The 24,892-nt window shown below is 69.0% G+C and carries 17 protein-coding genes and 1 pseudogene; 14 read left to right on the top strand and 4 right to left on the bottom strand.

The features are described 5' to 3' along the window. The first annotated feature begins 79 nt into the window (after positions 1 to 79). The 5 genes from BHS09_RS29735 to BHS09_RS29755 all read left to right on the top strand — a co-directional run bounded on the left by BHS09_RS29735 (position 80) and on the right by BHS09_RS29755 (position 6,300). Positions 80 to 1,123: a diguanylate cyclase gene (locus BHS09_RS29735; RefSeq protein ID WP_140794797.1), complete on the top strand. Its 1,044-nt coding sequence runs from the start codon at positions 80 to 82 to the stop codon at positions 1,121 to 1,123. Positions 1,124 to 1,179: 56 nt separating this feature from the next. After that, complete coding sequence (locus BHS09_RS29740; RefSeq protein WP_140794798.1) at positions 1,180 to 1,599, top strand: nuclear transport factor 2 family protein; 420 nt, start codon at positions 1,180 to 1,182, stop codon at positions 1,597 to 1,599. Between the two features lie 355 nt (positions 1,600 to 1,954). After that, positions 1,955 to 2,812 carry a hypothetical protein gene (locus tag BHS09_RS29745; protein WP_237079901.1) on the top strand — a complete coding sequence of 286 codons (858 nt, stop codon included), beginning with the start codon at positions 1,955 to 1,957 and terminating at the stop codon, positions 2,810 to 2,812. Between the two features lie 50 nt (positions 2,813 to 2,862). Next, entirely contained in the window at positions 2,863 to 3,273 is a 411-nt protein-coding gene (locus tag BHS09_RS29750; protein ID WP_140794800.1) for a cupredoxin domain-containing protein, read from the top strand. 57 nt (positions 3,274 to 3,330) lie between these two features. Beyond that, entirely contained in the window at positions 3,331 to 6,300 is a 2,970-nt protein-coding gene (locus BHS09_RS29755) for a helicase C-terminal domain-containing protein (RefSeq protein WP_140799701.1), read from the top strand. 13 nt (positions 6,301 to 6,313) lie between these two features. Here the strand turns inward: BHS09_RS29755 and BHS09_RS29760 are convergent, their stop codons facing one another. After that, positions 6,314 to 7,051: a hypothetical protein gene (locus tag BHS09_RS29760; RefSeq protein WP_011555747.1), complete on the bottom strand. Its 738-nt coding sequence runs from the start codon at positions 7,049 to 7,051 to the stop codon at positions 6,314 to 6,316. Next, positions 7,048 to 7,797, bottom strand: coding sequence for a HEAT repeat domain-containing protein (locus BHS09_RS29765; RefSeq protein ID WP_140799702.1), 750 nt, complete (start codon positions 7,795 to 7,797; stop codon positions 7,048 to 7,050). Before BHS09_RS29765 ends, BHS09_RS29760 begins: the two co-directional genes overlap by 4 nt. 682 nt (positions 7,798 to 8,479) lie before the next feature. On the opposite strand from BHS09_RS29765, the gene BHS09_RS39670 reads away from it, so the two are divergent. The 4 genes and pseudogenes from BHS09_RS39670 to BHS09_RS39675 all read left to right on the top strand — a co-directional run. Next, positions 8,480 to 8,989, top strand: a complete 510-nt coding sequence (locus BHS09_RS39670; RefSeq protein WP_237077558.1) for a hypothetical protein — start codon at positions 8,480 to 8,482, stop codon at positions 8,987 to 8,989. Positions 8,990 to 9,877: 888 nt separating this feature from the next. Continuing rightward, the gene (alaS, locus tag BHS09_RS29775) at positions 9,878 to 12,574 is read left to right on the top strand and encodes an alanine--tRNA ligase (protein WP_140799704.1); all 2,697 of its coding nucleotides are present in this window, start codon (positions 9,878 to 9,880) and stop codon (positions 12,572 to 12,574) included. Continuing rightward, positions 12,571 to 13,224: a hypothetical protein gene (locus BHS09_RS29780; RefSeq protein WP_140799705.1), complete on the top strand. Its 654-nt coding sequence runs from the start codon at positions 12,571 to 12,573 to the stop codon at positions 13,222 to 13,224. The genes alaS and BHS09_RS29780 overlap by 4 nt, the downstream gene beginning before the upstream one ends. Beyond that, positions 13,221 to 13,517 (top strand): annotated as a pseudogene (locus BHS09_RS39675) (TIGR02266 family protein); the annotation flags it as partial. The gene BHS09_RS29780 and the pseudogene BHS09_RS39675, both read left to right, overlap by 4 nt. 1,103 nt (positions 13,518 to 14,620) lie before the next feature. Here the strand turns inward: BHS09_RS39675 and BHS09_RS38755 are convergent. Next, positions 14,621 to 15,322 (bottom strand): hypothetical protein, encoded by a 702-nt coding sequence (locus tag BHS09_RS38755; RefSeq protein WP_162520986.1) that lies wholly within the window; start codon positions 15,320 to 15,322, stop codon positions 14,621 to 14,623. Positions 15,323 to 15,719: 397 nt separating this feature from the next. Here BHS09_RS38755 and BHS09_RS29790 point away from each other — a divergent pair, with 397 nt between their 5' ends. Both BHS09_RS29790 and BHS09_RS29795 read left to right on the top strand, forming a co-directional pair. After that, on the top strand, positions 15,720 to 17,360 hold the full coding sequence (locus BHS09_RS29790; RefSeq protein WP_237080473.1) for an Hsp70 family protein: 1,641 nt from the start codon (positions 15,720 to 15,722) through the stop codon (positions 17,358 to 17,360). Between the two features lie 118 nt (positions 17,361 to 17,478). Continuing rightward, on the top strand, positions 17,479 to 18,147 hold the full coding sequence (locus BHS09_RS29795) for a hypothetical protein (protein ID WP_140799706.1): 669 nt from the start codon (positions 17,479 to 17,481) through the stop codon (positions 18,145 to 18,147). 12 nt (positions 18,148 to 18,159) lie between these two features. On the opposite strand, the gene BHS09_RS29800 is transcribed toward BHS09_RS29795, so the two are convergent. Next, complete coding sequence (locus BHS09_RS29800) at positions 18,160 to 19,497, bottom strand: glutamate--cysteine ligase (RefSeq protein WP_140799707.1); 1,338 nt, start codon at positions 19,495 to 19,497, stop codon at positions 18,160 to 18,162. Between the two features lie 58 nt (positions 19,498 to 19,555). Between BHS09_RS29800 and BHS09_RS29805 the strand changes: the two genes are divergently transcribed. The 3 genes from BHS09_RS29805 to BHS09_RS29815 all read left to right on the top strand — a co-directional run bounded on the left by BHS09_RS29805 (position 19,556) and on the right by BHS09_RS29815 (position 24,889). Beyond that, the gene (locus BHS09_RS29805) at positions 19,556 to 20,374 is read left to right on the top strand and encodes an EI24 domain-containing protein (RefSeq protein WP_140799708.1); all 819 of its coding nucleotides are present in this window, start codon (positions 19,556 to 19,558) and stop codon (positions 20,372 to 20,374) included. A gap of 214 nt (positions 20,375 to 20,588) precedes the next feature. Next, the gene (locus BHS09_RS29810) at positions 20,589 to 23,813 is read left to right on the top strand and encodes an MXAN_5808 family serine peptidase (RefSeq protein ID WP_140799709.1); all 3,225 of its coding nucleotides are present in this window, start codon (positions 20,589 to 20,591) and stop codon (positions 23,811 to 23,813) included. A gap of 179 nt (positions 23,814 to 23,992) precedes the next feature. Further along, positions 23,993 to 24,889, top strand: a complete 897-nt coding sequence (locus BHS09_RS29815; protein ID WP_174258932.1) for a hypothetical protein — start codon at positions 23,993 to 23,995, stop codon at positions 24,887 to 24,889. Positions 24,890 to 24,892: the final 3 nt, after the last annotated feature.

Consider the following 24,892-nt stretch of genomic DNA (forward strand, 5'->3'; position numbering starts at 1 on the left):
GCATCCCCGGTGCGGGCAGTGAGAATGGCGGGCAACCCCGCACCGCGCGCGGGACGATTGCACCGGGGGCGAGACATTCATGGCGGATGGCGAACGGAAGAGGACGCTGGAGGTCGCCCGCCGTGCCCCCCCCGCAGGGGAACTCAGTGGCCGCACGGTGCTCATCGTGGACGATGACCCGGTGCATGTCCGGCACGTGCGCGACGGCCTGGCTCCTCACGGGTACGTCTTCACCGAGGCCCATGACGGCACCCAGGCGCTGTCCGCCATCCGGGAGTCCCGCCCCGACCTCATCCTCATGGACGTGGAGATGCCGGGATTGGGCGGCGTGGAGGTGTGCCGCATCATCAAGGCGAACGCGGGTGAGGACGGCTTCGGCTTCATCCCCGTGATTCTCATGACGGCCCGGCAGGCCGCGGGAAAGGTGGAGGGGCTGGAGTTGGGGGCGGATGACTACCTGGTGAAGCCCTTCGACATGCTCGAGCTGTCGGCCCGCGTGAAGTCCATGCTGCGGCTGAAGGCGCTGCAAGACGCGCTGGTGGAGAAGAACCGGGAGCTGGACCGCGCCAACAAGGAGCTGGCGGCGCGGCGCGAAGAGCTGCTGGCGCTCACCCGCACGGATGCACTCACCGGCCTGTCGAACCGGCGCGCCTTGGAAGAGCGGCTGAACGACGAGTTCGCCCGCTCGCGACGTTACGGGGCGCCCCTGTCCCTGGTGATGCTGGACATCGACCACTTCAAGCGCATCAACGACAGCTTCGGGCACCCCTTCGGGGACCACGTGCTGAAGGCCGTGGCCCAGACGGCGCGGGCGCGGCTGCGGGAGGTGGACCTGCTGGCGCGTTACGGCGGCGAGGAGTTCATCGCCCTGCTCCCGGAGACAGGCCCCGCGGACGCGCTCCGGGTCTGCGAGCGGGTGCGCGACGCCATCGCTGCCCTGGAGTTGGAGCATGTGGGGGGGAGTGGCAAGCCGCAGTGCGTGCGGCTGACCGCGTCATTGGGCGTGGCCACGGTGCCGTCGGGCGACCTCCCGAGCGCGGAGGCGCTGCTGCGGGCTGCCGACGCCAGCCTCTATGCGGCCAAGGGAGCAGGCCGCAATCGCGTCCATCAGCACGCCGCGTGACATGTCCGAACCTCGGGCTTTCCCCCGGCGGCGCTTTGACCTAAACCCCTGTCCCCATGCGTCTCTCCGCGACGATGCCCTGGCTGGTAGCGCTGGTCCTGCTGCTGGGCCTGGGTGGCTGCAACCGGCCGCGCTTCGGCACCCCGCAGGACGCCTACACGTCCTTCCACCGGCTGGTGAAGCGAGGGGAGCTGCAGCAGGCGTGGGGCGCGCTGTCCAAGCCCACCCAGGACGCGCTGGCGCAGCGTGCACAGGTGGTGGGAGAAGCCTCCGGGGGTGAAGAAAAACCGGAGCCCATGGCCCTCTTCTTCGCGAATGTCCCTCCGCCTCCGGATGTTACGGAGGTCTCACTGGTCCGGGAGGAGGGAGACGTCGCGACAGTGCTCGTGCGCGCGGGAGAAAGCTCCCACGAGGTCCGGATGGTCCGTGAGCCGTCCGGGTGGAAGGTCGACCTTTCAGCATCCCTCCAGCCGTGAAGCCGGGCATGCCCGGAAAACTCGCATCAGGTAACGTACGACTGTGAACGACAGGAAGACACGGCGGGTGATTCCCGCGGTCGAAGTCATCCGGCGCCCGGCAACGACGCCCGGCACTGCCGCTCCGACCCCGACTCCGGCGCCCACGCCGCGCCCCACGCCTACCCCGCGCCCCACGGGCGTGGCGCCCACGCCCCGGCCTGCTGCTGGCTCGGCGCCCCTGCCGACGCCTCGTCCCGCGCCCACGGGTACCGCACCGGCGGCAGCGCCAGCGACAGCGGCCCCCACGCCCCGCCCGACGACGAGCGTGACGCCTGGCGCTCGCCCGCTGGCTCCCCGCCCCTCGGGCCCTGGCATGGGTGCGCCTCCGGGCAGAGCCCCCGGTGGTGGGTTCGGCGGACGCCCCGGCGGCTTCCGGCCGTCCACGCCCCGGCCGCCCCCCACGCCCGAACAGATTCAGGCGCTGGCGGTGCGCGAGCGCGTCCCCGCCCGCATCGCGAAGGGCGAGCTCGAAGGGAAGATGAAGTGCCGCATCTGGCGCAAGCTGCACGCCGAGGAGGCGAAGCGCTTCGACCAGGTGTACGAGCTGATGGGCCAGACGCCCAGCCTGTCCCTGGGTGACGCCTTCGGCGTGCTCCAGAGCGGCATGACGGTGGCCGAGTTCATGGCCCGCAAGGAGCGCACCCAGCGCAAGGCGGCCATCAAGCAGGCGCGCGGCGAGGTCGAAAACGCCGTGGTGGCGGACTTCCTGGCCCGGCTCATCAGCGACAAGGCAGAAGTCTCCGTGGTGCTGGCGGAGCGCTCCCTGTTGGACACGCTGCAGGTCGAGGAGCCCATCGCCTTCACGCTGGAGCGCACGGGCCGCCTGGAGAAGCTCCAGGTGGTGCTGCTGGCCCGGCGCACGGATTGGGAGCGGCTGCTGCCCGGTCTGGAGCGCGATGCCAAGCTGACGCAGAAGCCGTCCGCGGTGGCGCGTCAGCCGGACAAGCGCCCCCACTCGGACCCGCGCGCCTTCCTGGACCACATCGGGCAGACGGTGCGGATGGTGCTGCGCAACGGCATCACCCTCCAGCTTCCGCTGATTCGCGTGGGCCGGTTCGACCTGCTGCTGGGCGAGGAGGGCCACGAAGTCTTCGTCCCGCTCCACGCCCTGCTGCGCTTCGAGCCTGTCGCCTCCACCTCCGACGAGAGCGCCCCCACGGACGAGGCCTGAGGCCCATCCCCGCGGGGGGGCTCGCCCCCTCACCGCCGAGAGAGACATCCATGCGTCAGTTCATCTCCCGCATCATCAAGCCCTGGCTTGCCCTGGCCGCGACGGCCGCCATGGTGGGCATCACCCAGCAAGGGTGCGCGAAGGACGCCGACGCGGCGAAGCCGCCCGCCGTCCCGGAGAAGCGGGAGAACGGCGTACGCATCGTCGAGCTGTCCGTCACCGAGAAGGGCTACGAGCCCAGCCCTGTGAATCTCAAGAAGGGTGAGCCGGTGAAGCTGGTGGTGACGCGCAAGACGGACCACACCTGCGCCACCGAGGTCGTCATGGACGGCTACGACATCAACACGCCGCTGCCGCTCGACCAGCCGGTGGAGATTGCCTTCACGCCGAAGGAGTCCGGCAAGCTGGTGTACGGCTGCGCCATGAACAAGATGATTTCCGGCGTTTTCATGGTCGACTGACGGACGCTGGCCGATTTCTGGGCAGCGCCGCCGGGAGGAGTAGTCTCCGCGGCCTGAATGGGCGGCGCGGCGGAGCTCTTCACCCGGCATGTCTTCCTCGACCTCGAAACCACGGGGCTGGACCCGCGCGTGGACGAGGTCATCGAGCTGGGCTGCATCTTCTTCGAGAACGGGCGCGAGGTGGAACGCTTCGCTCGCATGTACTCGGCGTCGCGGCCCCTCCCCCTCACCATCCGGCGGCTGACGGGCCTGACGGACGCGGACCTCGCAGGGCATCCGCGCTTCGGCACCGACATCGCCGAGCTTCGCGAGAAGCTCTCCGGCTGGACGGTGGTGGCGCACAACGCGCCCTTTGAAAAAGGCTTCCTGCCGGACCTGCTGGGCCCCATCCGCGCCCCGGTGCTCGACTCGTGCGAGTTGATGCACTACCTGCACCCGGAGCTGCCCAGCCACTCGCTGGAGTCGCTGCTGCGCTGGGGCGGGCTCGCGTTGAGGCAGCCACACCGCGCGGTGTCGGACTGCGAGGCGGTGTACTCGGTGCTCGTGCACGCCATGGAGCGCTGCGTCCGCGAGGGCCGTGGCGATGACGTGGTGGACCTGCTCGCCGCGTTGGACCCGCGCAAGGGCGCGGAGCTGCGCCTGGCGATGGAGGGCGTGGGCCTGAAGGACGGCGGCGCGAGCGGCGCGTTCGACTACGAGGAATGGCCGCTGGTGGACCTGCTGTCGCGCCTGGCCGCCGCGTGCCGTGAGGAGGCCGCGCCGCTTTCGCTGGAGGCTCAGGGCTTCCTTCGCGGGAAGCCGGAGCGGCGGCGTGCCGGAGGCGCCACGGCGCTGCCCGAGCCCGAGGCCGATGCCCCCGTGCTGCCGGTGCGTCCGGATGAGGTCTCCGCGCTGCTGGGCGCGGGAGGGGCGCTGGAGCAGGCCGGTGAAGGGTTCATGAGCCGGGCCGCGCAGCTTGACGTCGCGCAGGCGGTGGCGCGGGCGATGTCGGACGGCGGGCAACTGGCGGTGGAGGCCGGCACGGGCACGGGCAAGTCGCTGGCGTACCTGGCTCCCGCGGCGCTCTTCGCCGCGCGCAACGGACGCAAGGTCGGCGTGGCGCCGCACACCAAGACGCTCCAGGACCAGCTCCTGGAGAAGGACCTGCCTCGGCTTCACCGCGCCACGAAGGGCGCCTTCGGCTACGCCCTGCTGAAGGGCCAGACGAACTACCTGTGCCGCCGCCGCGCGCTGGAAGCCACTCGGGTGGAGCCCGGCATGGGGCACTCCGCGCGCGCGCCTCGGGCGTATCTGCGTGCGTACCTGCGTCGCAGTGGCGAAGGAGACCTGGACCGGCTGAGCCACTGGTTCCGCGAGCGCTTCCCGGTGCTGATGGCGCTGGTGCCCGCCGTGCGCTCCGAGGCGTCAACGACGCTGGGCGAGAAGTGCCCGCACTTCCACCGCTGCTTCTATCACTCGGCCGTGGCGCAGGCCCGTGAGGCGGACGTGCTGGTCATCAACCAGTCGCTCGCCTTCGCGTGGCCCGCGCGCTACCCGAAGCTGGACCACCTGGTCCTCGACGAGGCGCACGAGGTGGAAGATGTCGCCACCACCGCACTGACGCTGGAGCTGTCGGACCTGGCCTTCCTCCGCCTCACCGAACGGCTGCATGGCAGGGACGGACGGCGCGGCCTTTTCGCCGAGCTGCGCAAGGCGCTGAGCGCTTCTCGCCGGACGGAGACACGATCGCTGATGGGCGAGGTGGAGGATGGCCTTCGCCGGTTGCTTGACGACGCGCGCGACCTCGGTGCGCGCGTGACGGAGCTGTGCGAGCCCACCGCCACAGCCGTGGGCGAGGACCCGGATGAAGGTGCGTACTCTCCGGAGCTGCGCATCACCGCGACCGTGCGAACCCTGCCCGCCTGGGAGCCGGTACGCGAAGGACTGGAAGGCGTGCGCGGCGCACTCCAGGCGCTGCATGTCCTGCTGTCCGTGCGCGTGCTGGCCGCCCTTCCTGAGCTGGCGGCTCGACAACCCGCGCTGGAGCGGGAGCTGTCTGGTGCCACCACCGAGCTTGGCGAACTGGCGGTGCTCGCGGGCGAGCTGTCCGGAGAGGCCGCGCCAGGACGGTGCTACGCGGCCACCGCGGAACCGAAGCGGCAGCGGTGGAGCTTGAGCGCCCAGCCGGTGGATGTCTCCGCCTACGTGTCGAAGGACTTCGCGGAGAGCAAGCGCACGCTGGTGCTCGCGTCCGCCACGCTGGGCACTGGCGACGGCTTCCCCTTCGTCCTCCGGCGCTTGGGGCTCGACGGGCGCGGAGGCCGACCCGCGCCCCGACTGGTACGCGCGGCCACGCCCTTCAAGCTGCATGAGCAGGCGCTGGTCGTGCTCGTCACCGATGCGCCTCGTGCGCACGAGGAAGCCTTCGTGGAGTGGGCCTCGCTCCGGATTTCGGGCCTGGCACAGACGATGGGAGGCCGGGTGCTGGGGCTGTTCGCGTCGACGCGCCGCATGGAGCGCGTGGGCACGAGCGTCCGCGGACGGCTGGACCCGCTGGGCATCGAGGTGCTGCGGCAGTCACGCGGGCACAGCCGCTCGCTGGCGGCACGGCAGGAGAAGGACACGGGCACCGTGCTGCTGGGGACCAAGAGCTTCTGGCAGGGCGTGGACATCCCCGGCCGAGGCGTCGGCTGCGTGTTCATCGACAAGCTGCCCCTGGAGCCCGCAATGCGTCCGCTGGTGGCCGCGCGCGAGGAGCCCCTCTCTCGCAGCGGCGGCGAATACATGGGCTTCCTCCACTACCGGCTCCCCCGCGCCCTGCTGCAACTGCGCCAGGGCGTGGGCCGGCTCATCCGGGCGACGACGGACCGGGGCGTGGTCATCATCTCGGACCCGGGGCACCCCAGCTACCGTGGCCACCTGATGAACGCGCTGGAGGGCTATCGCGTCGAGGCGCTTCCGTGGGCCCAGGCGCGCCTGCGCATCCACGCGATGCTGAAGGAGACGGGACTCACCGTGGAGTCAGGACCCGCGCGGTCCTGGGGGTGAGCCCCGGAAGGGCTCAGTCTTCGAGCCGGGTGCGGTAGCGCGCATCCAGGGCGCGCAGCTCATGGATGAGTTCAGGGGACGCGCCCGAGCGCTCCGCGGCCAGGAGGACGTTCGCCAAGGTCCTCGCGTCCTCCTCGTTCTGCTCGCGGAGGCGCTGCACCATCTTCCGCGTGGCATCGAAGAGGTCCTGGAGGTCGTCGCCATCCCGAAGCCCGTGCTGGGGTGGACGCAGCCGGCCGTCGTGGACCTCCTGCACCATGCGGCGGATGCGGAAGAGCGGGCCCGCCACCTTGTGCGTCACCACGATGGTCCCCAATCCCACCACCGCGATGAAGGCCACCAGAAAGCCCCCCAGCGCCCACCAGGTGAGCTTCTGCTGCCGCTCCAGCTCAGCGCGTTGGGCAACGATGGCGGCACGCTCGGCCTCGTAGGCCGCGTCGATGGCCCCTGCCTTCTCGCGGAAGCTCGCCTCGAACGTGGGGTCGTCCATCCGAGTCAGCAGCTCGTTGGAGAGCGTGGCGCCGGACAGCTCGCGGCTGACCTCCGCCGCGCGGGAGCGGGCTTCCACCGCCGTCGCTGTCTCGCGCATCAGCGCCTGCGCGCCTCTCACGAGGAAAACGCCCAGCAGCGCCGACAGCACGAGCGTCACTGAGACGATGTACGCCGTCAGCTTGAGCTGGAAGCCCGTTTCGAGAAGGAAGTTGCGCCAGCGCCGCTTGGCTGGCGTCAGGGGCGCCGTGGTCGTCGTCATGTCTCGCTGCTCCACTCGAAGGTCTCCGCCGCTTCCTCCACCGCGCGAGGTACCAGCGCCTTAAGGAGATCGCCAGGCTGAGCGCCCGCGGCATTCACTTCCACCTGCCCCATCAGCGACAGGTCCGGATAGGTGAGGCATACCAGCGCCACCCGCAGTCCGCCGCCGTCCGTCGCATGAAGCTCCGGGGTGATGCGGTAGCCCCGCACCCGAAGCTTCTTCAGCGTGCCCTTCGCCGCCGCCTTCGTCTCCTTCGCGGGCGCGAGCTGGGCCCCGCTCCGCATCAGCCGCGAGCGCAGCCGCGCCTCCGTCGCCTTCACCAGGTCGGCGGGGAGCTTGCCCGTGCGGTCCTTGACCGCCTCGAGCTGCACGTAGAAGCGCGGCGGGCGGGACTGGTACTCCTTCAGGGCCCCCACCGCCTCGCTCACCGCGGATTGGACCGACGCGTCCGCGTCCGCCTTGTGGGCCTGGAGGCAGTCGAGCCCGCCGGGCTCCAGCAGCTTCGCCAGCCCCTTCGCCGCGGCCACGCGCACCAGCTCGCTCTCGTCCTTCAATCCGTTGCACAGCAGCGGCACGGCCTCCGGGTCCTCCGTGGCGCCGAGCACCAGCGCCGCCTGCGAGCGCGAGCGCGGGTCCTTGCTCTTCTGGAGCTGCTTGCCCAGGAAGGCAATACGGGAGTCACCCTGGGCCAGGGCCGCGCAAGGCGCGAGGAGCAACAGGACGAGGGCAGAGGAAAGCAGCTGCATGTGCAGGGAAGGAGTCCGAAGAGTCTAACGCCGTCTGACGATTGGCGAACAGTTGCATGGCCTTGCACATGGAAGACAGTGGGTCATGCCCACTCCCGCCCTGAAGGGCCGTCCCCGCCTCTGTCAGTCCCGGTGTCTGTTCAGACCTGGGGATGCCGTGGGGAGGGCACGGCGCGGGGCGCCAACCCGGGCGGCATATCCACGGCACAGCGGCTCGGGCTCGGCCCCTGGAGCCCCCACAGCCGGTGCCTCCCGCCCCCTCCACGGCAGCAGGACTGGCAGGAATCGAGCCATCCGCTCGGGGATGTGGCCTTCATGCGGTAATGTGCGCGTCTCCAGGAGGGCTCACCAGGTGTCTTTCACGTCCCGGTTGGAAGGTCTGCTCCAGAACGTGGGGTTGGGCGGTATCGTGGGTGAGGTGCGCGCGCGCCTCGGGCTCAAAGAGCCTCGAGACGCATCCGTGCCCCGGGCCTCGGACTTCCCTTCACCGCCTCCCCGTGGCGCCACGCAGCAGACCGTGGTCGAGCGCACGCCGCGTCCCAGGCAAGTCGTCTCCCAGCCGTCCGACGCGCCGCCGCCGGAGCCGACCGTGGCAGAGCGCACTCCGCTACGTAGTGCGGTAACCACCGACGCTGTCGCACCTTCGGCTGCCCAGTCCGCTACGCCTGACCCATCCCGAAAGGTGACGGCGAAGGCGCCTCGCACCGGGGCGAAAAAGAAGAAGCCCGCAGCACGGCAGGCTCAGAGCAGCACGGGAACCAAGTCGGAGAAGCGGACGGCCCGCCCGACTACGAAGGTCAAGAAGCGAGCGCGCCCCGCGAAGGAGGCCGCTTCGCGCGCGACCGGGAATGGCAGCACGGCTGTGGACCAGTTGCTGTCCGCGCTGCGCAGCCATCCGCGGCAGCAGGATCTCATCTCGGCAGGCAAGCAGAAGGACCAGCTCGTGCGGTCGCTCATCCCCCTCTATCTCGCACGCTCGCTCAACGCGGAGCTGGAGGTGACGTCTGGAACAACGTCGCGATTCTGGGGGGAGCTCGGTGTCACCTACGCCGCGCCGAACGCGGCCAAGGCGCTCCGCCTGCACGGTGGTTACGCACAGGACACCCAGAAGGGCAAAGCCATCACGGCTCGGGGCGTCCAGTACGTGGAAGAAATGCTGAGTCGTTTCGGGAACGCCTCCTCGGGTACTTGAACGACGAGCAGCCGCGATGGGCCATAGGGCGCGGGGCGCCCCGTCCTCGCCTCACCCCATCGCGAGCAGACACTTCGTTGAGGCCACCATCACTCGGTTTGAACCGTCCCTGGTGTATCGGCAATCGCCCATGCGCGAGAGTGAACGCCATACTGGACCCAAGCCTGATGCATCGCACCTTCCAGGCACGAGTGCCATGTATCGCCCAAGCATCTGCCAGAGTCACCCCAGACAAACACCAGGTAGGCTCCGTCCTCTTCTTCGGCAATCTCAAGCGACACCGTCTGCCCGAGTTCCCTATGCAGCGACGACTCATGTGTCGCCGAATCAGACAATGAGGTCACACGCGAGCACGGAATCTGGGCAACAAACCTCGGTCCCATCGAAGTCACCTTGCCCTCCGAAAACGTCCTGCCTCACTCCAGTGGCAGTCCCTGTACTCGACTGACTACACGAGCCCTCCGGGCATTCACGGCGCCTGCATCCCTCACCCGTGGATTCCGTCACGCAGTGAACGAGGGTAGGCCACGCGAATCGAAGCACCGAGCCGCCAGTACGCCAATGACTCACGATGAGAGGGCTGGGCAAAGCCGAGCGCCATTCGTGGCCCGTGACAGCGGTACGGCTTCACCTGCCGCCCAAGCGCATGCCGGACAGGTCGCCCTCCTGGCGGGAATCCTTGGAGCCGAAACGGCGAGGACGATGCTGGCGCCCACGTCTCACACCTGATGCGCCGCCAGTATCCCCCTGACTCCCAAAGCCCGCGTCCCGCTGCCCCCCCGCCCGGGCCACCGACCGGGTCAGTCCGGGGTTCCCGGGGTCGTCCGGCACCTCATGCAACCTCCAAGAACTCCTGCGAAGCCGCCTCTTGTGGCATATACCCACACCATGCCTTCCGCCCTGACCGCCTCCGAGATCCGCGAGGCGTTCCTCAAGTTCTTCGAGGAGCGCGGCCACCGCCGTGTGGCGTCCTCCTCCCTGGTGCCCGCCAACGACCCGACGCTGATGTTCACCAACGCGGGCATGGTGCAGTTCAAGGACGTCTTCACCGGCCGTGAGACGCGCGACTACCGCCGCGCCACCACGTCGCAGAAGTGCGTGCGCGCCGGCGGCAAGCACAACGACCTCGACAACGTCGGCTTCACCGCCCGGCACCACACGTTCTTCGAGATGCTCGGGAACTTCTCCTTCGGCGACTACTTCAAGGCCGACGCCATCGCGTATGGCTGGGAGTTCGTCACCCGGACGCTCGGCCTGTCCACCGACCGGCTCGCCGTCACCGTGTTCAACGGCGAGGGCGGCACCCCCTGGGACGAAGAGGCCTACGAGCTGTGGAAGAAGCAGGGCGTCCCCGCCGAGCGCCTCTACAAGCTCGGCCTCAAGGACAACTTCTGGGCCATGGGCGACACCGGCCCCTGCGGCCCCTGCTCCGAAATCCACTACCACCAGGGCGACGACATCCCCTGTGTCGAAGAGGCCGAGGGCAAGAAGTGTCAGGGCGTCGCCTGTGACTGCGACCGGTGGCTCGAAATCTGGAACCTCGTGTTCATGCAGTTCGAGCGCAAGGAGAAGGACGGACCCCTCATCCCCCTGCCGAAGCCGTCCATCGACACCGGCGCGGGCCTGGAGCGCATCGCCTCCGTCGTCCAGGGCAAGCGGTCCAACTACGAGACCGACCTCTTCCAGAACATCCTCGCCACCGTCAGCGGGCTGTGCGGCAAGCCCTACTCGCAGGAGTCCGGCGCGTCCCAGCGCGTGGTCGCGGACCACAGCCGCGCGGCGGCGTTCCTCATCTCGGACGGCGTCCAGCCCTCCAACGAGGGCCGCGGCTACGTCCTGCGCCGCATCATGCGCCGCGCCATCCGGCACGGCACCCAGCAGTTGGGCCTGGAGGACGTCTTCTTCTTCAAGGTCGTCGACCGCGTCATCGAGCTGATGGGCGACGCCTACCCCGAGCTCCGGGAGAGCCGCACCTTCGTCCTGGAGGTCTGCCGGCACGAGGAGACGAGCTTCCGCCAGACGCTCAGCCGCGGCCTCAAGCTCATCGAGGAGGAGCTGTCCGAGCTGCAGAAGGCCGGCGGCAAGCAGCTCTCCGGCGACGTCGTCTTCCTGCTCCACGGCACCTACGGCTTCCCGTGGGACCTTACGCAAATCATCGCCCGGGAGCGCGGACTCGACGTGGACCTGGTCCGCTTCGAGGAGCGCCTCAAGGAAGAGGCGGACAAGAACAAGTTCGCGGGCTCTGGCGACAAGGCCACGGGCGAGATCTACCTGAAGCTGGCGGAGCGGCTCGGGACGACGGAGTTCCTCGGCTATGAGGGCGAGGGACACGAAGGCGAGGGCAGCATCCGGGCCATCGTCAAGGATGGCGCCGAAGTCACGCAAGCCACGCAAGGCGACACGGTGGAGCTGGTCCTGGACCGCACGCCCTTCTACGGCGAGTCCGGCGGCCAGATGGGCGACACCGGCCGCATCGTCGGCCACGGTGGCAAGGCGGTGGCGAAGGTCACCGACGCGCAGCGCCCCGTGCCGGGCCTCGTGGTTCACTCGGTCGAAGTCTCCGAGGGCACCTTCAAGGTCGGCGACATGGTCCAGGCCGGCGTGGACTCGGAGCGCCGCAAGTCCATCCGTGCGAACCACTCCGCGACGCACCTGCTCCACAAGGCGCTCAAGCTCGTGCTCGGTGAGCACGTGAAGCAGGCGGGTTCCGTCGTCGCGCCGGACTACCTGCGCTTCGACTTCGCGCACTTCTCGCCCGCCACGTCCGCGCAGCTCGAGCAGGTCGAGGACCTGGTCAACAACTGGATTCGCGACAACGCGGGGGCCGAGACGCGCGTCATGAGCCTGGAGGACGCGAAGAAGTCCGGCGCCGTCGCCATGTTCGGCGAGAAGTACGGCGAGACGGTTCGCGTCGTTACCGTACACCCCGAGTCCACCGAGCTGTGCGGCGGCACCCACGTGCGCCGCAGCGGTGACATCGGCCTGTTCAAGATTGCCAGCGAGAGCGGCGTGGCGTCCGGCGTGCGCCGCATCGTCGCGCTGACGGGCATCGGCGCGCTCCAGTACGTCCGCGAACAGGAGCACGAGCTGCGCAAGGTGGCCGAGCTGTTCAAGTCGAGCCCGAAGGAAGTCTCCAAGCGCGTCGAGGCGACCCAGAAGCGCGTGAAGGAGCTGGAGCGCAAGGTCGAAGAAGTGGCCGTCAAGGCGCAGACGGCCAGCAGCAAGGACCTGCTGGAGCAGGCTCGCGACGTGAATGGCATGAAGGTCCTGGCCACCCAGGTGGACGCGGCGGACGACAACGTCCTGCGCGGCATGGCGGACCAGCTTCGTGACCGCATCCGCTCGGGCGTGGTCGCCATCGGCGGCGAGAAGGACGGCCGAGCCATCATCCTGGTCGCGGCCACCAAGGACGTCGTGGCCAAGGGCATCAACGCCGGCGCGCTGGTGCGCGAGATGGCCAAGGAAGTCGGCGGCAAGGGCGGCGGCAAGGCGGAGATGGCTCAGGCCGGCGGCCCGGATGCCTCGAAGCTCCCCGCGGCACTGGAGAAGCTGTACGAACTCGTGAAGGGCATGGGCACCGCGTGATGAACCACCGGGCCTCCGCTTCCGTGGCGCTCCTGGCGGCCACCCTCGTTCTGGGTGGCTGCAAGGAGGAGTCCGTGCCTGACTACGCGGGTACGGGTGATGACCGGACGCTTCAGAAGCTCCGCCAGGAAGTGGACCGGGTGAACCAGGGGGGCCGCCCCTCCCAGGGCCCCGAGGCCACGCGCGGAGACCCGAACGCGAACCTCGCGGGCCTGGCCGCGGGCATCAACGTCCCCACCGAGCGCGAATGGGAGCTTCCCTCCCCCAACGACGCCGTGCGCCTGGAGACCCTGTCCGTGAAGCTCACCGGACTGGAGGCGTCGCACTCGGCGAAGGGCTCGGGGAAGGTGAGCCTGACCTCCGAGGACCTGTTCTTCCGCGTGCAGCTCTTGACGCAGAACGTGGGCGGCGCGCCGCTCACCCTGGACCTGGACGGGGCGAAGCTCTTCGGGGCTGAAGGCCAGTCGTACGCCGTGGCCCGGGATGCACAGGTCGTCGGGGGCACCCGCCCCCTTCGGCGCACCTGGGCCCCGGACGAGCGCACCGACGTGGTCCTCCTGTTCGAGCTTCCTCCGGAGGCCCTTCGGGATGACGGGCTGCACCTGTTGCTTCAGGGCTCCGGGGGGGATGTGCGGATTCCCTTGAAATGAGCGGGACCGCGTCCAAGCTCCTCCCGCTTCGCATCCGCCTCCCGTACACGACGGAGGAGGAGTTCATCGACAAGTACGGCTCGAACGTGGCGCGCGGCGGCGTGTTCGTCGCCACGCGCGCCATGAAGCCCGAAGGCACCGGGCTGGCGTTCGAGTTCGTCCTGGCCGATGGGACACGGCTGCTTCGCGGCGAGGGCGTCGTCGTGAAGGCCCAGGTGGACGCGGTGGGCGGGCGTACCGGCATGACCGTGCGCTTCGTGAAGCTGGACGCAGCAAGCAAGGCGCTCATTGACCGGGTGGTGGCGAAACGTACCGGAAGCGTGGAGCCACAAGCTCCCGCCCAGGTCACGCTCCCTCCTCCGGTCCCTGCGCCCGCGCCACCTCCGGGACTCGTTCGCCGCACACCCGGCGCGAAGGCTTCGAATGCGGTGCGTGCCTCGATTCCACCCCACGAGCCCTCGCGGGAGAATGCGCGCGTCGAAGGCACGACGGCTGGAGTTCCTGACGCGGTGGCTGCCAACGGAGCCGCTCTCGCGAGCGCGGTGGCGGCTCCGGAACCCACGCCCATTTCCGATACTGCTACGGCAGATGATGGTGCGCGCGCGGAAGTGCCGGACTCCGGTACGGCTGCTCCGTTCTCCGAGTCCGAGCAAGTGCTGGATGAGCCTGCGTCCAGCACGGACGCGCATGAGGTGTCCGGTGAGGCGGACACGGGCTCAATCGATGCCTCTGACGCGTTCGGCGGGAGTGCTTTCACTGATTCAGGGGCTCCGAGAACACAAGAGGCGGACGCGCGTCCGGGACCTGTCGCCTTTGAAGCTGATTCGAGTGACGGGCTCGACTTCGCCATCACCGCGAGCCTCGCGGCGTCCGAGGATGAAGGCGGCAATGCGAATGCCGTAGCCGAGCGACACGGCCTCGGTGAGCCCGCCCAAACGCCACTCGTCCCGGAGGATTCGTCAACCGACGCCGGCACTGCGCCGACAGCTACCGCGACTCCGGACCTGACGGCGGAAACCTTCGACGCGCTGACCTTGAGCGAGCCAGTGGAGGCGCCTCGAACGCTGCTTCGTGTCCCGCCCGCTCTCCACGCATCCCCGCCTGGTCCTGGTGGACCCGCGCCCGCTGAACTCGACGAAGCTGTCGGTGACGAAACTTCCACCCCGGCATTGCCTGCGCCTGACGAGTCCAAGCCCATACATGGAACGAGTGACGACTCGGCGAGTGATAAGCAGACCGGTGCAACAGCGAGCGATGGACCCGCATCGACAACGGGGCCGGTCGCGGCAGGAGCCGTTGCCTCGACGAAGCACGATGAACCAGCGCCGCGCCTGCATGCGACCTCCGCTCCGGCGACGGATGCAGATGCAGCGGCCTCCCACGGAGCATCTGTCTCTCAGGCGAGCACCCCAATCGTCGCGGAAGCTGGCACTTCCGCAACGAGGGAACCCTCCGCGACGATTCCGGCTACGGGCACCGCTCCCGCCAACGAAGCAGCCACAGAATCCTCCGCGACATCTGCAACCACGAGTGCCGAGCCCACCGCCAAGGGCAGCGATACATCCACGATTCGAGCAGCCGCAGAGGCATCGACCACAAGCGTCGAGCCCGACACTGACACGGGCAACGAAGCAGGTCCGACACCCTCGGGAACGGTTGCCCCCGCGAGCGAAAAGCGCGATGCCAAAGCAGGCGACGCATCACCAACTGAAGCGCCAACTGCCACTTCGACCACAAGCGTCGAGCCCACCACCGAGGCAGGCCACGTAGCAGCCCCGGAGGCTTCCGCGACGGCCGCGCGCCCTCGTGCAAAGCACGCCGCCAAAGCAGGCGACGCATCATCCATCACGAAGCCCTCCGCCGCGACGTCACCACTGAGCGATGCGCCCGTCGCCGAGGCATGCAACGAGGCAGCTACAGAGCCCGAAGCAGCAGCACCGAACACCGAAGAAAGTGGTTCGGTTGTCGCATCCGAATCCACGACGACGACCAACACGGATGACCAAATCGGTAGTGCTCCGCGCGAGGAATCATCTGCGCCGAACACCGAAAAAAGTGGCCTGGGTGTCGCGTCCGAATCCACGACGACAACCAGCACGGATGACCCATCCGGCAGTGCTCCCGGCGAGGCACCATCCACACAGGCGGTGGCCGAGCTCCCGAGCGCACCTGACGTCGCCAAGACGGCGCCCGACGCTCCAGGGGCAAAGTCCGCTGAGCGTTCGCAGGACGCCTCCGCATCAGGTGTCACATCGCCCCAGGTGTCAGTCAGTGCAGCCCCCGCGGCCGAGTCGAGCCGACCAGAGCCGACACGCGCGACCACCGAGCCGCAAGGGGACACCGCCGCTTCCGAAAGCGCGCCCCCCAGCGCGGCCTCGGATGAAGCTTCTCTGCCCAACACGGAAGCAGGCTCCGCGCCCACAGTGGCTGCCACTAAAGCAGCCCCAGCCCGTACCGAATCCGAGCCCACGCCCCCCGTCCCTCAGGACGCGGACGTGCCACGCAACCGCCGCCGTGCCCTGCTCGAAGTCCCCCTTCCCCAGCCGGCCTCGACGCCCGCGCTCCCCGAGGTGGTGCTGGGCATCGACCTGGGCACCTCCCATGCGCGCGTCGCCATAGTCCAGGACGGGACACCCAAGCTCATTCCCCTCCCCGGCACCAACACCACGGACCTCCCCGCGCTCATCGCGGTGAATGGCACCGGAGACCTCGTCGTCGGCGCCGCGGCCCAGACAGAAGGCCAACGCGCTCCCCGCCGTGCCATCTCCGGCCTCAAGCGGCTGCTGGGCCTGAAGCCGCGTTCTCCACAGCTCCGCTGGCTCGCCCCGCTGCTCCCCTTCCCCGTCACCACGGACACGAATGGGGACTCCGCCGTGGAGGTCCGTGGCCGCGTCATCTCGCCCACCCTCTTCACGGCCATGCTGCTTCGCGAGCTGAAGCATGCCGCCGCGACGCACCTGGGCCGCAAGGCGACCCGCGCCGTCATCTGTGCCCCCACGCACTTCACCGACCGCCAGTGCGCGGCCCTTCGCGAAGCCGCCACGCTCGCGGGGCTCGATGCCCAGCGCATCCTCATCGCCCCCGCGGCGGCGGCGCTCGCGTATGCGCATGGCCGAGGGCTCGCGCGAAAGCGGGTGCTCGTCGTGGACCTGGGCGGCGGCGGTCTCCAAGTCTGCGTGGTGCAAGTCACAGGTGACGACCTCGAGGTCATCACCACCGGGGGCGACGCCACCCTCGGCGGCATGGACTTCGATGCACGCATCGCCGAGGCCATCGCCAGCGACCTATCCGAACAAGGCGTGCCCAAGCCGGACCATCCCCTCGACTGGGCCCCCCTGCGCACCGCCGCCGAGTCCACGAAAGTGGCCCTCTCCAGCCGGGAGCAGGTGGACGTCACCCTTCCCTCGGGCACCGTGCCCCCCATCAACCGGGAGCGCGTGGAAGCCCTCACCGCCGACCTCGCCCAGCGCGTCACCACCGTGGTCCGCGACGTGCTCGAATCCAATGCGCTCTCCCCCCAGGGGCTGGACGCGGTGCTCCTCGTCGGCGGGCAGAGTGCCGCGCCCCTGGTCCGCCGCCGGCTCGAAGAGAGCCTGGGCGTGAGCGTGCGTGACGACGTGGACGCGCGAGGCAGCGTGGCCCTGGGCGCCGCGCTGCTCGGACAGGGACTCCTCCTCGCCAAGGCCGGCAAGCCTGCGGCCACTGTCTCCGAGGTGCTCTCCTCACCGCTCGCGGTTGCCGAGCGCGGTGGCACCCTGCGCCGCGTCCTCGAACGGAACACCCGCCTGCCCGCCACCAAGACGCTGGTGCTTCCCACTGTACCGGGTCCACTCGAGCTGGCCCTCTTCCAGGGAGCCGCCACACAGGCATCCGACGCCGAGTACCTCGGCCGGCTCACCCTCAACGTGGAGCGCGCGGGTGAGGTGGAACTGCACCTCGCGCTCTCCGTTGATGGGGCCCTTTCGCTCGAAGCCACCCTGCCCGGCGTGAAGCGGCACGCGGTGTCACTGGCCACGGAGCACCTGGACGACGCGGCCTTCGATGCGCTCATCGCCCGTTCGCCGCTCATCCCCGAGCCGGAGCGGCGCCCGGGTGGCGTGCTGTCCGGTCTGAAGAAGCTCTTCGGCCGCCGCTGAGCCCCTCCCCGCCCGTCCGCGCACAAGACACGGCGTCCTTCGCCCCGTGGGCCGATGTGCCGGCGGCCATCCAGGCCACCGTGCGTCCCTGCGGCTCTCTCTGTAACCGTGGCGACAGATGGCCAGCTTTCCGGTGACTGATTTCCCGGGGAGGAATGCGATGCGACGTTCGATTGTGGGTGGAGCCGCCACGGCGGCGCTGGGCCTGGCGGGACCGGCCTTCGCCATCGAGGCACAGCAGGTGGGCGAGCGACTTCGCGTCGAGGAGCGGCCGCTGGTGGGCATCGACGTCCGGCTGGGCCTCGGCAACTTCACCGGAGACCTCGGCAGCAACACCAAGGTGGGCCCGCTGCTGGGCATCAACGCCAGCGCCTATCCCTGGCAGTACGGCGGCGTCGAGGTCGGCTACGAAGGCCAGCGCTTCCCCATCGACGACTCGCGCCTGCGCGACAACGGCGATGGCGAGGGCGTCTGGCGCCACAACGCCACCCTGCTCGCCAAGGCGGGACCGCTCATCGACGAGAAGTGGCGCCCCTTCGTCGGCGCGGGCGTCGGCCTGAGCTACCTCAACCCCTCGGACGGCGCGGACCGCTTCTACAACAATGACTGGCAGACGGAGCTCCCGCTGGCCGCGGGCCTGGACTACCGCTTCGGCAACCTGGTGGCCGGCGCGCGCGCCACGTACCGCTTCGTCGGCGGGGAGGGCCTCCTCCGAAACCCCGTCACCAACGCCGACGAGAAAGGCAGTCTCTTCAACGGCAACGTGATGATTGGCGGGCAGTTCTAGCCCGCCCCCACGTCACAGGCCGAAGCCGTCCAGCAGCGCCTCGGGGCGGGGATTCTTCTCCCACGCCTCGAGCACCGCCACCGCGGGCGAGCGCCCCGACGCGGCCACCGCGTCCAGCGCGTCCAACAGGGGCGCATCCTGCGCATCCAGCCGCATCAGGCCCCGACGGGAGATGGCCAGCATCTCCGCCGCCAGGCGGTGCAGTTCCTGCGAACCCAGCCGACCGCCGAGCCCCTCGCGCCGCGCCGTGTCATGGAAGGCCAGGTGCTCGGCGTAGGTCAGCTTCGGCAACAGGCGCTCGGCCTCATCCAGCGCGGTGGCATCGTACAGGATGCCGCGCCAGAGGGCGGCGAGCGCTCCCGTCATCGCGGGGTTCACACAGTCCGCGCCGCGCACCTCGATCACCGTCTTCAGCCGCACCTCGGGGAAGAGCGTGGACAGGTGGTCGGTCCAGTCGTTCAGGTCGGGCGGTTTGCCCTCGAAGCCCTCCTTCATCAACTGCCGGAAGGTCAGCTTCGGGTACAGGTACTCGTTGTTGCGCCGCAGGAAGAGCAGCGGCGCGTCCAGCGCCCACTCCACATAGGCGCGATACGAGAACGAGCCGTCGAAGAACGCGGGCAGGTAACCACATCGCGTGGGGTCCACCTCGTCCCAAACGCGGTTGCGGAAAGACAGGTAACCCGACGGTTTGCCCTCCACGATGGGGCTGTTGGCGTACAACGCATTCATCAGCGGGGCGAGCCGCGCCACCACCACCGTCTTGCGGACACAGTCCGCCTCGTCCGCCCAGTCCAGGGACACCTGGCCGGTGGACGTCATCAACATCATGTTCAGCGCCAGCCGGCCGCGCTCCGGCAGCGTGCGACGCATGATGAGGTAGCGCGTCTTCGGCATCCACGGCATCTGCTCCGTCGTGCCAAACGGGCGGTAGCCCAGGAAGACGAGCCGCAAACCCAGCTCCTTTGCGGCGGCGGACACCTCCGACAGGTGCGTCAGGTTCTCCGCATGCGCCTCGCGCGCGGTGACGAAGGGGCTTCCGGACAGCTCCACCTGGCCGCCGGGCTCCAGGGAGATGGTGGCTCCGCCGCGCTGCAGCGCGATGACAGGCGACTCCGGTGTCTCCCGGAACGGCGTGTAGCCCGCCGAGGCCACCCGGTTCAGCAGCGCGCCGACGCCCCGCTCACCGTCATAGGTCGGAGGCTCCGCGGCGCCCACCGGGTAGAGGAACTTCTCATGCTCGAGCCCCAGACGGTGCGCACCGCGGGGCTTCTCGGCGGCTCGGAATCCAGCCAACAGCATGTCGACGGAGGAGATGGGCTCTGAGGCCGCGCGCTTGAGGTCGAGTGACATGGGCGCGCCCTATATAACCTAGACCTTTCGACCCGCCCGGATTTGCGCACTGGCCTTTATGAGCCCACATTCCACCCTCCCCACCATCTCCCCCCAGCCCCGCCTGTCCGATTTCTTCCAGGGGATGGGGCTCCTCGGCCGGGCCTTCTCCCTCATCCTGCGCGACCGCCGGCTGTTCCTGCTGTCCGCCCTCTGTGCCGCCGTCACCGCCGCCGCCCTCGTGGGGCTCGTCTGGCTGCTGTGGCGCTACGCCCCCGGTGCCCTGGAATCCGTCTGGACCCGCCCGGAGAGCTGGTACGGCCAGGCCGCTTGGACCACGGTGCTGGTGTTGTCCGGCCTGGTGCTCTGGGTCGTGGGCGCCAACGTGCTGCCGCCCCTGTTGCTGGCCCCGCTCCAGGATCCACTGTCCGAGCTGACCGAAGAGGCCTGTGGCGGCGGCCCGGGAACCTCTTTCACCGTGGCGGGTTTCGTCCGGGGGCTCGTCACCGGCATCGCCCATACGCTCGCGCGGCTGTTCTTCCTCCTCGCGGGCCTGGCTGTGCTCCTGCCCCTCCACCTGATACCGGGGGTGGGCAGCGTGCTGTGGACGCTCCTCGCCAGCCTGTACACCATGACGTGGATGGCGGGCGAGTACCTGGCCGCTCCCATGACGCGTCACCTGTATCCCTTCGCCGAGGTGCGCCGGATGCTGCGCGAGCGCCGGGCGCTCTGCCTGGGCCTGGGCGCGGGCATCTACGTGCTGCTCTGGGTCCCCATCCTCAACGCCTTCTTCCTCCCGGTGGCCATCGTCGCCGGCACCCTGCTTTATGGCGGGCTGCGCGAGGCCCGGCTGCTGGCGCCCCCTCCTGGGGAGTCCACTACCGCTGCGTTGAAATAAACGCCCGAGCCGGGTGTCCAACCCGGGGAACCGGGAACGCAATGCCCGCCAGGGACGTTCTGCTCCACCAGCAGAGAGGCGATGCCTTGAAGCACCAGGAGCCCGTGATTAGGCTTGCCCGGCCGCTTACAGTGTTCGCCTACTCGGTATAAACGGTCGAAATCTCAAGGCTTCTCGCCACACCCGGGGTGCCGGACAGCGCGCCCCAGCTTGGATGAACCAAATGCCGCGTTTCCTCCGCCGAATCACAGCCGTTGCCGTGCTCCTCGGCGCCTGGGCCCTGGTGGGCAGTGACCGGGCTCCCTTGCCGCTGACCATGGGTGCAGCCGAGGCCGGGCAAGGCTCGTGGGACGGCAGTCTTCCTGCCGTCAAAGGCGAGAAGGCCCCGCACGACCTCAACAGCCTGCGCGTCCTGACGAAGGTCATCCTCTACGTGAAGGAGAACTACGTCGACCCCAAGCGGGTGAAGCCGAAGGAGATGATGATCGCCTCGCTGGAGTACGTCGAGAAGAGCGTTCCCGACGTGCTCGTGGACGGCAACGCGGAGACGGGCAAGCTCAACGTCAACGTGAACGGCAAGCAGCGCGAGTTCGACATCGCCCACGTGGACTCGCTGTGGAAGATGTCCTTCGCGCTCAAGGACGTCTTCGACTTCCTGTCGAAGAACATGCGGCCCATCGAGGACACGCGCGACGTGGAGTACGCGGCCGTCAACGGCATGCTGTCCACGTTGGATCCGCACTCGGTGCTTCTGCGCCCGGAGCTGTACCGGGAGATGAAGCTGTCCACCAAGGGTGAGTTCGGCGGCCTGGGCTTCGTCATCCAGATGCGCGAAGGCAACCTCACCGTGGTCAAGGTGATCCCGAAGACGCCCGCGCACCGCTCCGGCATCCAGAAGGACGACCGCATCAAGAAGATTGGCGAGGAGTCCACCGTCAACATGGACCTCAACGAGGCCGTGTCGAAGCTGCGCGGCCCGGTGGACAGCCGCATCACGATTACCGTGGAGCGCGACGGCTGGGACAAGCCCCGCATCATGACGCTCTCGCGCGCCATGATTTCCATCGAGAGCGTGCAGCACAAGATGCTCTCCAACAACGTGGGCTACATCCGCCTGAAAAACTTCCAGGGCAACACCACCCGTGACCTCGAGGCGGCGCTGACGCAGCTGCGCAAGCAGGCGGACGCGAAGGGCGGCTTCAAGGGCCTGGTGCTCGACATGCGCGGCAACCCGGGCGGCCTCTTGGAGCAGGCCATCCAAGTGTCCGACACGTTCCTGTCCAGCGGCACCATCGTCGCGACGGTGGGCCTGTCCGACAAGCTGCGCGAGGAGAAGCGCGCGCGCGCCACGGATGGCGAGGACAGCTACCCCATCGCCGTGCTGGTGAACGCCGGCAGCGCCTCCGCGTCCGAAATCGTCGCCGGCGCGCTGAAGAACCTCGACCGCGCGACCATCATCGGCCGTCAGACGTTCGGCAAGGGCAGCGTGCAGGTGCTGTACGACTTCCCGGATGACAGCGCGCTGAAGCTGACCATCGCCAAGTACCTGACCCCGGGCGACGTCTCCATCCAGGAGGTCGGTATCGTCCCGGACATCCAACTGGTCCCCACCCGCGCCACCGATGAGCGCGTGGACGTGTTCGCGCCGCGCCGCTCCATGGGCGAGGCCGACCTGGACCAGCACTTCGGCAACCCGGACTCCAGCACCGTCGCCAAGAAGCGCGAGGACGTGCTCGACCGCGAGAAGCCGCTGGAGAGCCTCAAGTACCTGAAGGTGGACGAGAAGCAGGCCCAGGCCACCGCCAAGAAGGAAGAGAGCAAGGCCGCGCCGAAGACGGCCGCCAACGCCAAGAAGCACGGGGACAAGGACCCGCTGCTGGACGTGGACGTGGCCGGCATGGGTGAGGACCTGGACGACCAGCTCGACGCCGAGGCCCAGGAGGAAATCAAGGAGGACTTCGAGGTCCAGTTCGCCCGCGACTTCGTGCTGCGCGCTCCGGCCACCACGCGCAAGGAGCAGCTCAAGCAGGGCAAGGCGTTCATCGACCAGAAGCGCGCCGAGGAGGAGTCCCGCATCAACGCCGCCATCGCCGCGCTGGGCGTGGACTGGAGCGCGGGTCCCACGCCGAAGAACGTGCAGATGGCCGTGTCGCTGACGCCGGGCCCGGACGCGAAGATTCTGGCGGGCGAGGTGATGGAGATGGCGCTGACCGCGGAGAACCGTGGCACCGAGCCGCTCAAGCGCGTGCGCGCCTGGACGGAGAGCGACAACGCCTTCCTGGACCGCCGCGAGTTCCTGTTCGGCGCGCTGGCGCCGGGTGAGAAGAAGACGTGGAAGGTGAAGGTGCGCCTGCCCAAGGACCTCACCAGCCGCCGCGACGACGTGACGGTGCGCTTCTTCGATGACCACGGCGCCCTGCCTGAGACGCGGGTGGCCGAGCTCAACTTCGTGGAGCTGCCCCGCCCCGCCTTCGCCTTCAACTGGCAGGTCATCGACGACTGCGCCACCTGCAACGGCGACGGCACCGTGCAGCGTGGGGAGACTGTCTCCGTGCTGCTGGACGTGACGAACGCGGGCACCGGCACGGCGCTCGACTCCTTCACGCAGATCAAGAATGGCGGCGACGCCAACATCTTCATCGAGAAGGGCCGCTTCAAACTGGGCGAGCTGAAGCCCGGTGAGACGAAGACGGCGCGCTTCCAACTGGAGGTGAAGAAGGGCTTCAAGGGCAACACCTTCCCGCTGAAGCTGGCCATCATCGACGAGCCGCTCGAGGAGTTCGTGATGGAGAAGCTGGAGCTCCCCGTCACCGACGCCGCGATCGCCACGATGGAGCCGAAGAAGGGCTTCGTCCGCGTGGGCGACAAGGTGGACCTGTATGGCGCTCCCGCGCAGGGCGCGCGCGCAGTGGCGAAGCTGAGCGGGACGACGGTGCTGCCCGCCGAGGCGGTCACCAAGGGCTACTACCGCGTGGAGCTGGAGAAGGACCGCTTCGCCTTCGTGCGCAGCCAGGACGCGAAGGAGCTGAAGACGGGCAAGGCCACCGCGCCGAAGGTCACGCTGGTCACCAACCACCGGCCGCCCGACATCCGCCTGGACGTGGATCCGGCCGCTGGCGGCCTGGTGGCCAACGGGGACAAGTTCACGCTCTCCGGCGTGGTGACGGACCCCCACGGGCTCCTGGACGTCTACGTGCTGGTGAACGACCAGAAGGTCTACTTCAAGGGCGTGGACCCCAAGGGCTCCGAGCCGAACACGCTGAAGTTCTCCACGGAGTTCGCGCTGAAGGAGGGCAACAACAACGTGCTGGTGGTGGCGCGCGAGGACAATGACTTTGCCAGCCGCCGCACGCTGGTCATCCGCCGCCGCCCGGCCGAGGTCGCCCAGAAGATGGCGTCCCCCACCGGGAGCCCCTCCAGCAAGCCGCAGCCGCAGTAGGCGCCCCGCGCCCACCTGGCGCGCCGCCTCCTTCCGGGCGGCCTTTCCAGCGAGACTCCCTGAGAGGAGACCGCGGGAGGGGTCGCCCGTTTTGTTGACGCTCCTCGCGAGCAGGCGTTAGCGTCCGGCGCGGTGGGCGCCTTACCGGCCGGTCGCGCGCCCTGGAGGCGGTGACTCGAATGCGGACGTTCAGTCGGTGGGTGGCCCTCGCGGCCTGGGCGTCAGGCGCGTCCGTTGTCGCGGCGCCCAATGACCTGCAGATCGCGCGGTTCGGCAACCCCACGGGCGACAACCCTGTGGCGTCCGCTGACGCGGATTTCCAGGCCTTCGCCCGCATCATGGGCGCGGCCATCACCTCCGTGAACCTGATGCCCCCGGAGACGACGGGCCACTCGGCCTGGGCCATCAACGCGGAGCTCTCCGTGGTGTCGCTGCCCGGCAGCGTGAACATCCCCACGCAGAACGAGCAGCCCTCCACGGTGCTCATCCCCTCCTTCCACGCGCGCAAGGGCCTGCCCTTCTCGCTGGAGCTGGGTGGGCGCGTGGGCTGGGTGGAGAAGAGCAGCCAGGTGGTGGCCACCGGCGAGCTGAAGTGGGCCGCCAACGAGGGCTTCACCTACCTGCCCGACTTCGGCGTGCGCGGACACGTGACGAAGCTGTTCGGCGCCCGGGATTTGGGCCTCACCGTCATGGGCCTGGACTTCGGCGTGGGCAAGCAGTTCCCGCTGGGCGGCATGGTGACGCTGACGCCCTACGGCGGCCTGGACCTGGGCTTCGTCGGCGCGACGTCCAGCCGCATCGACTTCAACCCGGACCGCAGCTTCGATGACACGACGGGGGACGACTCGCGCGTGGCGCTGACGGATACCGCCGCGTACCGGAAGGTGTCCTTCGGCAGCAACATCAACCAGCGCATCTACGGCGGCGTCCGCTTCATCGGCGGCGTGCTCCAGCTGGGCGCGGAGCTGTCGCTGACGCGCACGGGCAGCGTCTCCTACGAGGAGAACGGCAGCACCGTGGACCGGGGCCTGCCGGCCGTCTTCGCCTTCAACACCACGCTCGGCCTGGACTTCTGAGCG

This window comes from Myxococcus xanthus, assembly GCF_006402735.1.
GTDB classification, from domain to species: Bacteria; Myxococcota; Myxococcia; order Myxococcales; family Myxococcaceae; genus Myxococcus; species Myxococcus xanthus_A.

Coding starts and splice junctions, on each gene's coding strand:
- BHS09_RS29735 (WP_140794797.1), top strand. CDS start 80: ATGGCGGATGGCGAACGGAAGAGGACGCTGGAGGTCGCCCGCCGTGCC.
- BHS09_RS29810 (WP_140799709.1), top strand. CDS start 20,589: ATGAACCAAATGCCGCGTTTCCTCCGCCGAATCACAGCCGTTGCCGTG.
- BHS09_RS29755 (WP_140799701.1), top strand. CDS start 3,331: ATGGGCGGCGCGGCGGAGCTCTTCACCCGGCATGTCTTCCTCGACCTC.
- BHS09_RS29795 (WP_140799706.1), top strand. CDS start 17,479: ATGGCCAGCTTTCCGGTGACTGATTTCCCGGGGAGGAATGCGATGCGA.
- alaS (WP_140799704.1), top strand. CDS start 9,878: ATGCCTTCCGCCCTGACCGCCTCCGAGATCCGCGAGGCGTTCCTCAAG.
- BHS09_RS29740 (WP_140794798.1), top strand. CDS start 1,180: ATGCGTCTCTCCGCGACGATGCCCTGGCTGGTAGCGCTGGTCCTGCTG.
- BHS09_RS29805 (WP_140799708.1), top strand. CDS start 19,556: ATGAGCCCACATTCCACCCTCCCCACCATCTCCCCCCAGCCCCGCCTG.
- BHS09_RS29750 (WP_140794800.1), top strand. CDS start 2,863: ATGCGTCAGTTCATCTCCCGCATCATCAAGCCCTGGCTTGCCCTGGCC.
- BHS09_RS29765 (WP_140799702.1), bottom strand. CDS start 7,797: ATGCAGCTGCTTTCCTCTGCCCTCGTCCTGTTGCTCCTCGCGCCTTGC.
- BHS09_RS29815 (WP_174258932.1), top strand. CDS start 23,993: ATGCGGACGTTCAGTCGGTGGGTGGCCCTCGCGGCCTGGGCGTCAGGC.
- BHS09_RS29800 (WP_140799707.1), bottom strand. CDS start 19,497: ATGTCACTCGACCTCAAGCGCGCGGCCTCAGAGCCCATCTCCTCCGTC.
- BHS09_RS29760 (WP_011555747.1), bottom strand. CDS start 7,051: ATGACGACGACCACGGCGCCCCTGACGCCAGCCAAGCGGCGCTGGCGC.
- BHS09_RS29745 (WP_237079901.1), top strand. CDS start 1,955: ATGGGTGCGCCTCCGGGCAGAGCCCCCGGTGGTGGGTTCGGCGGACGC.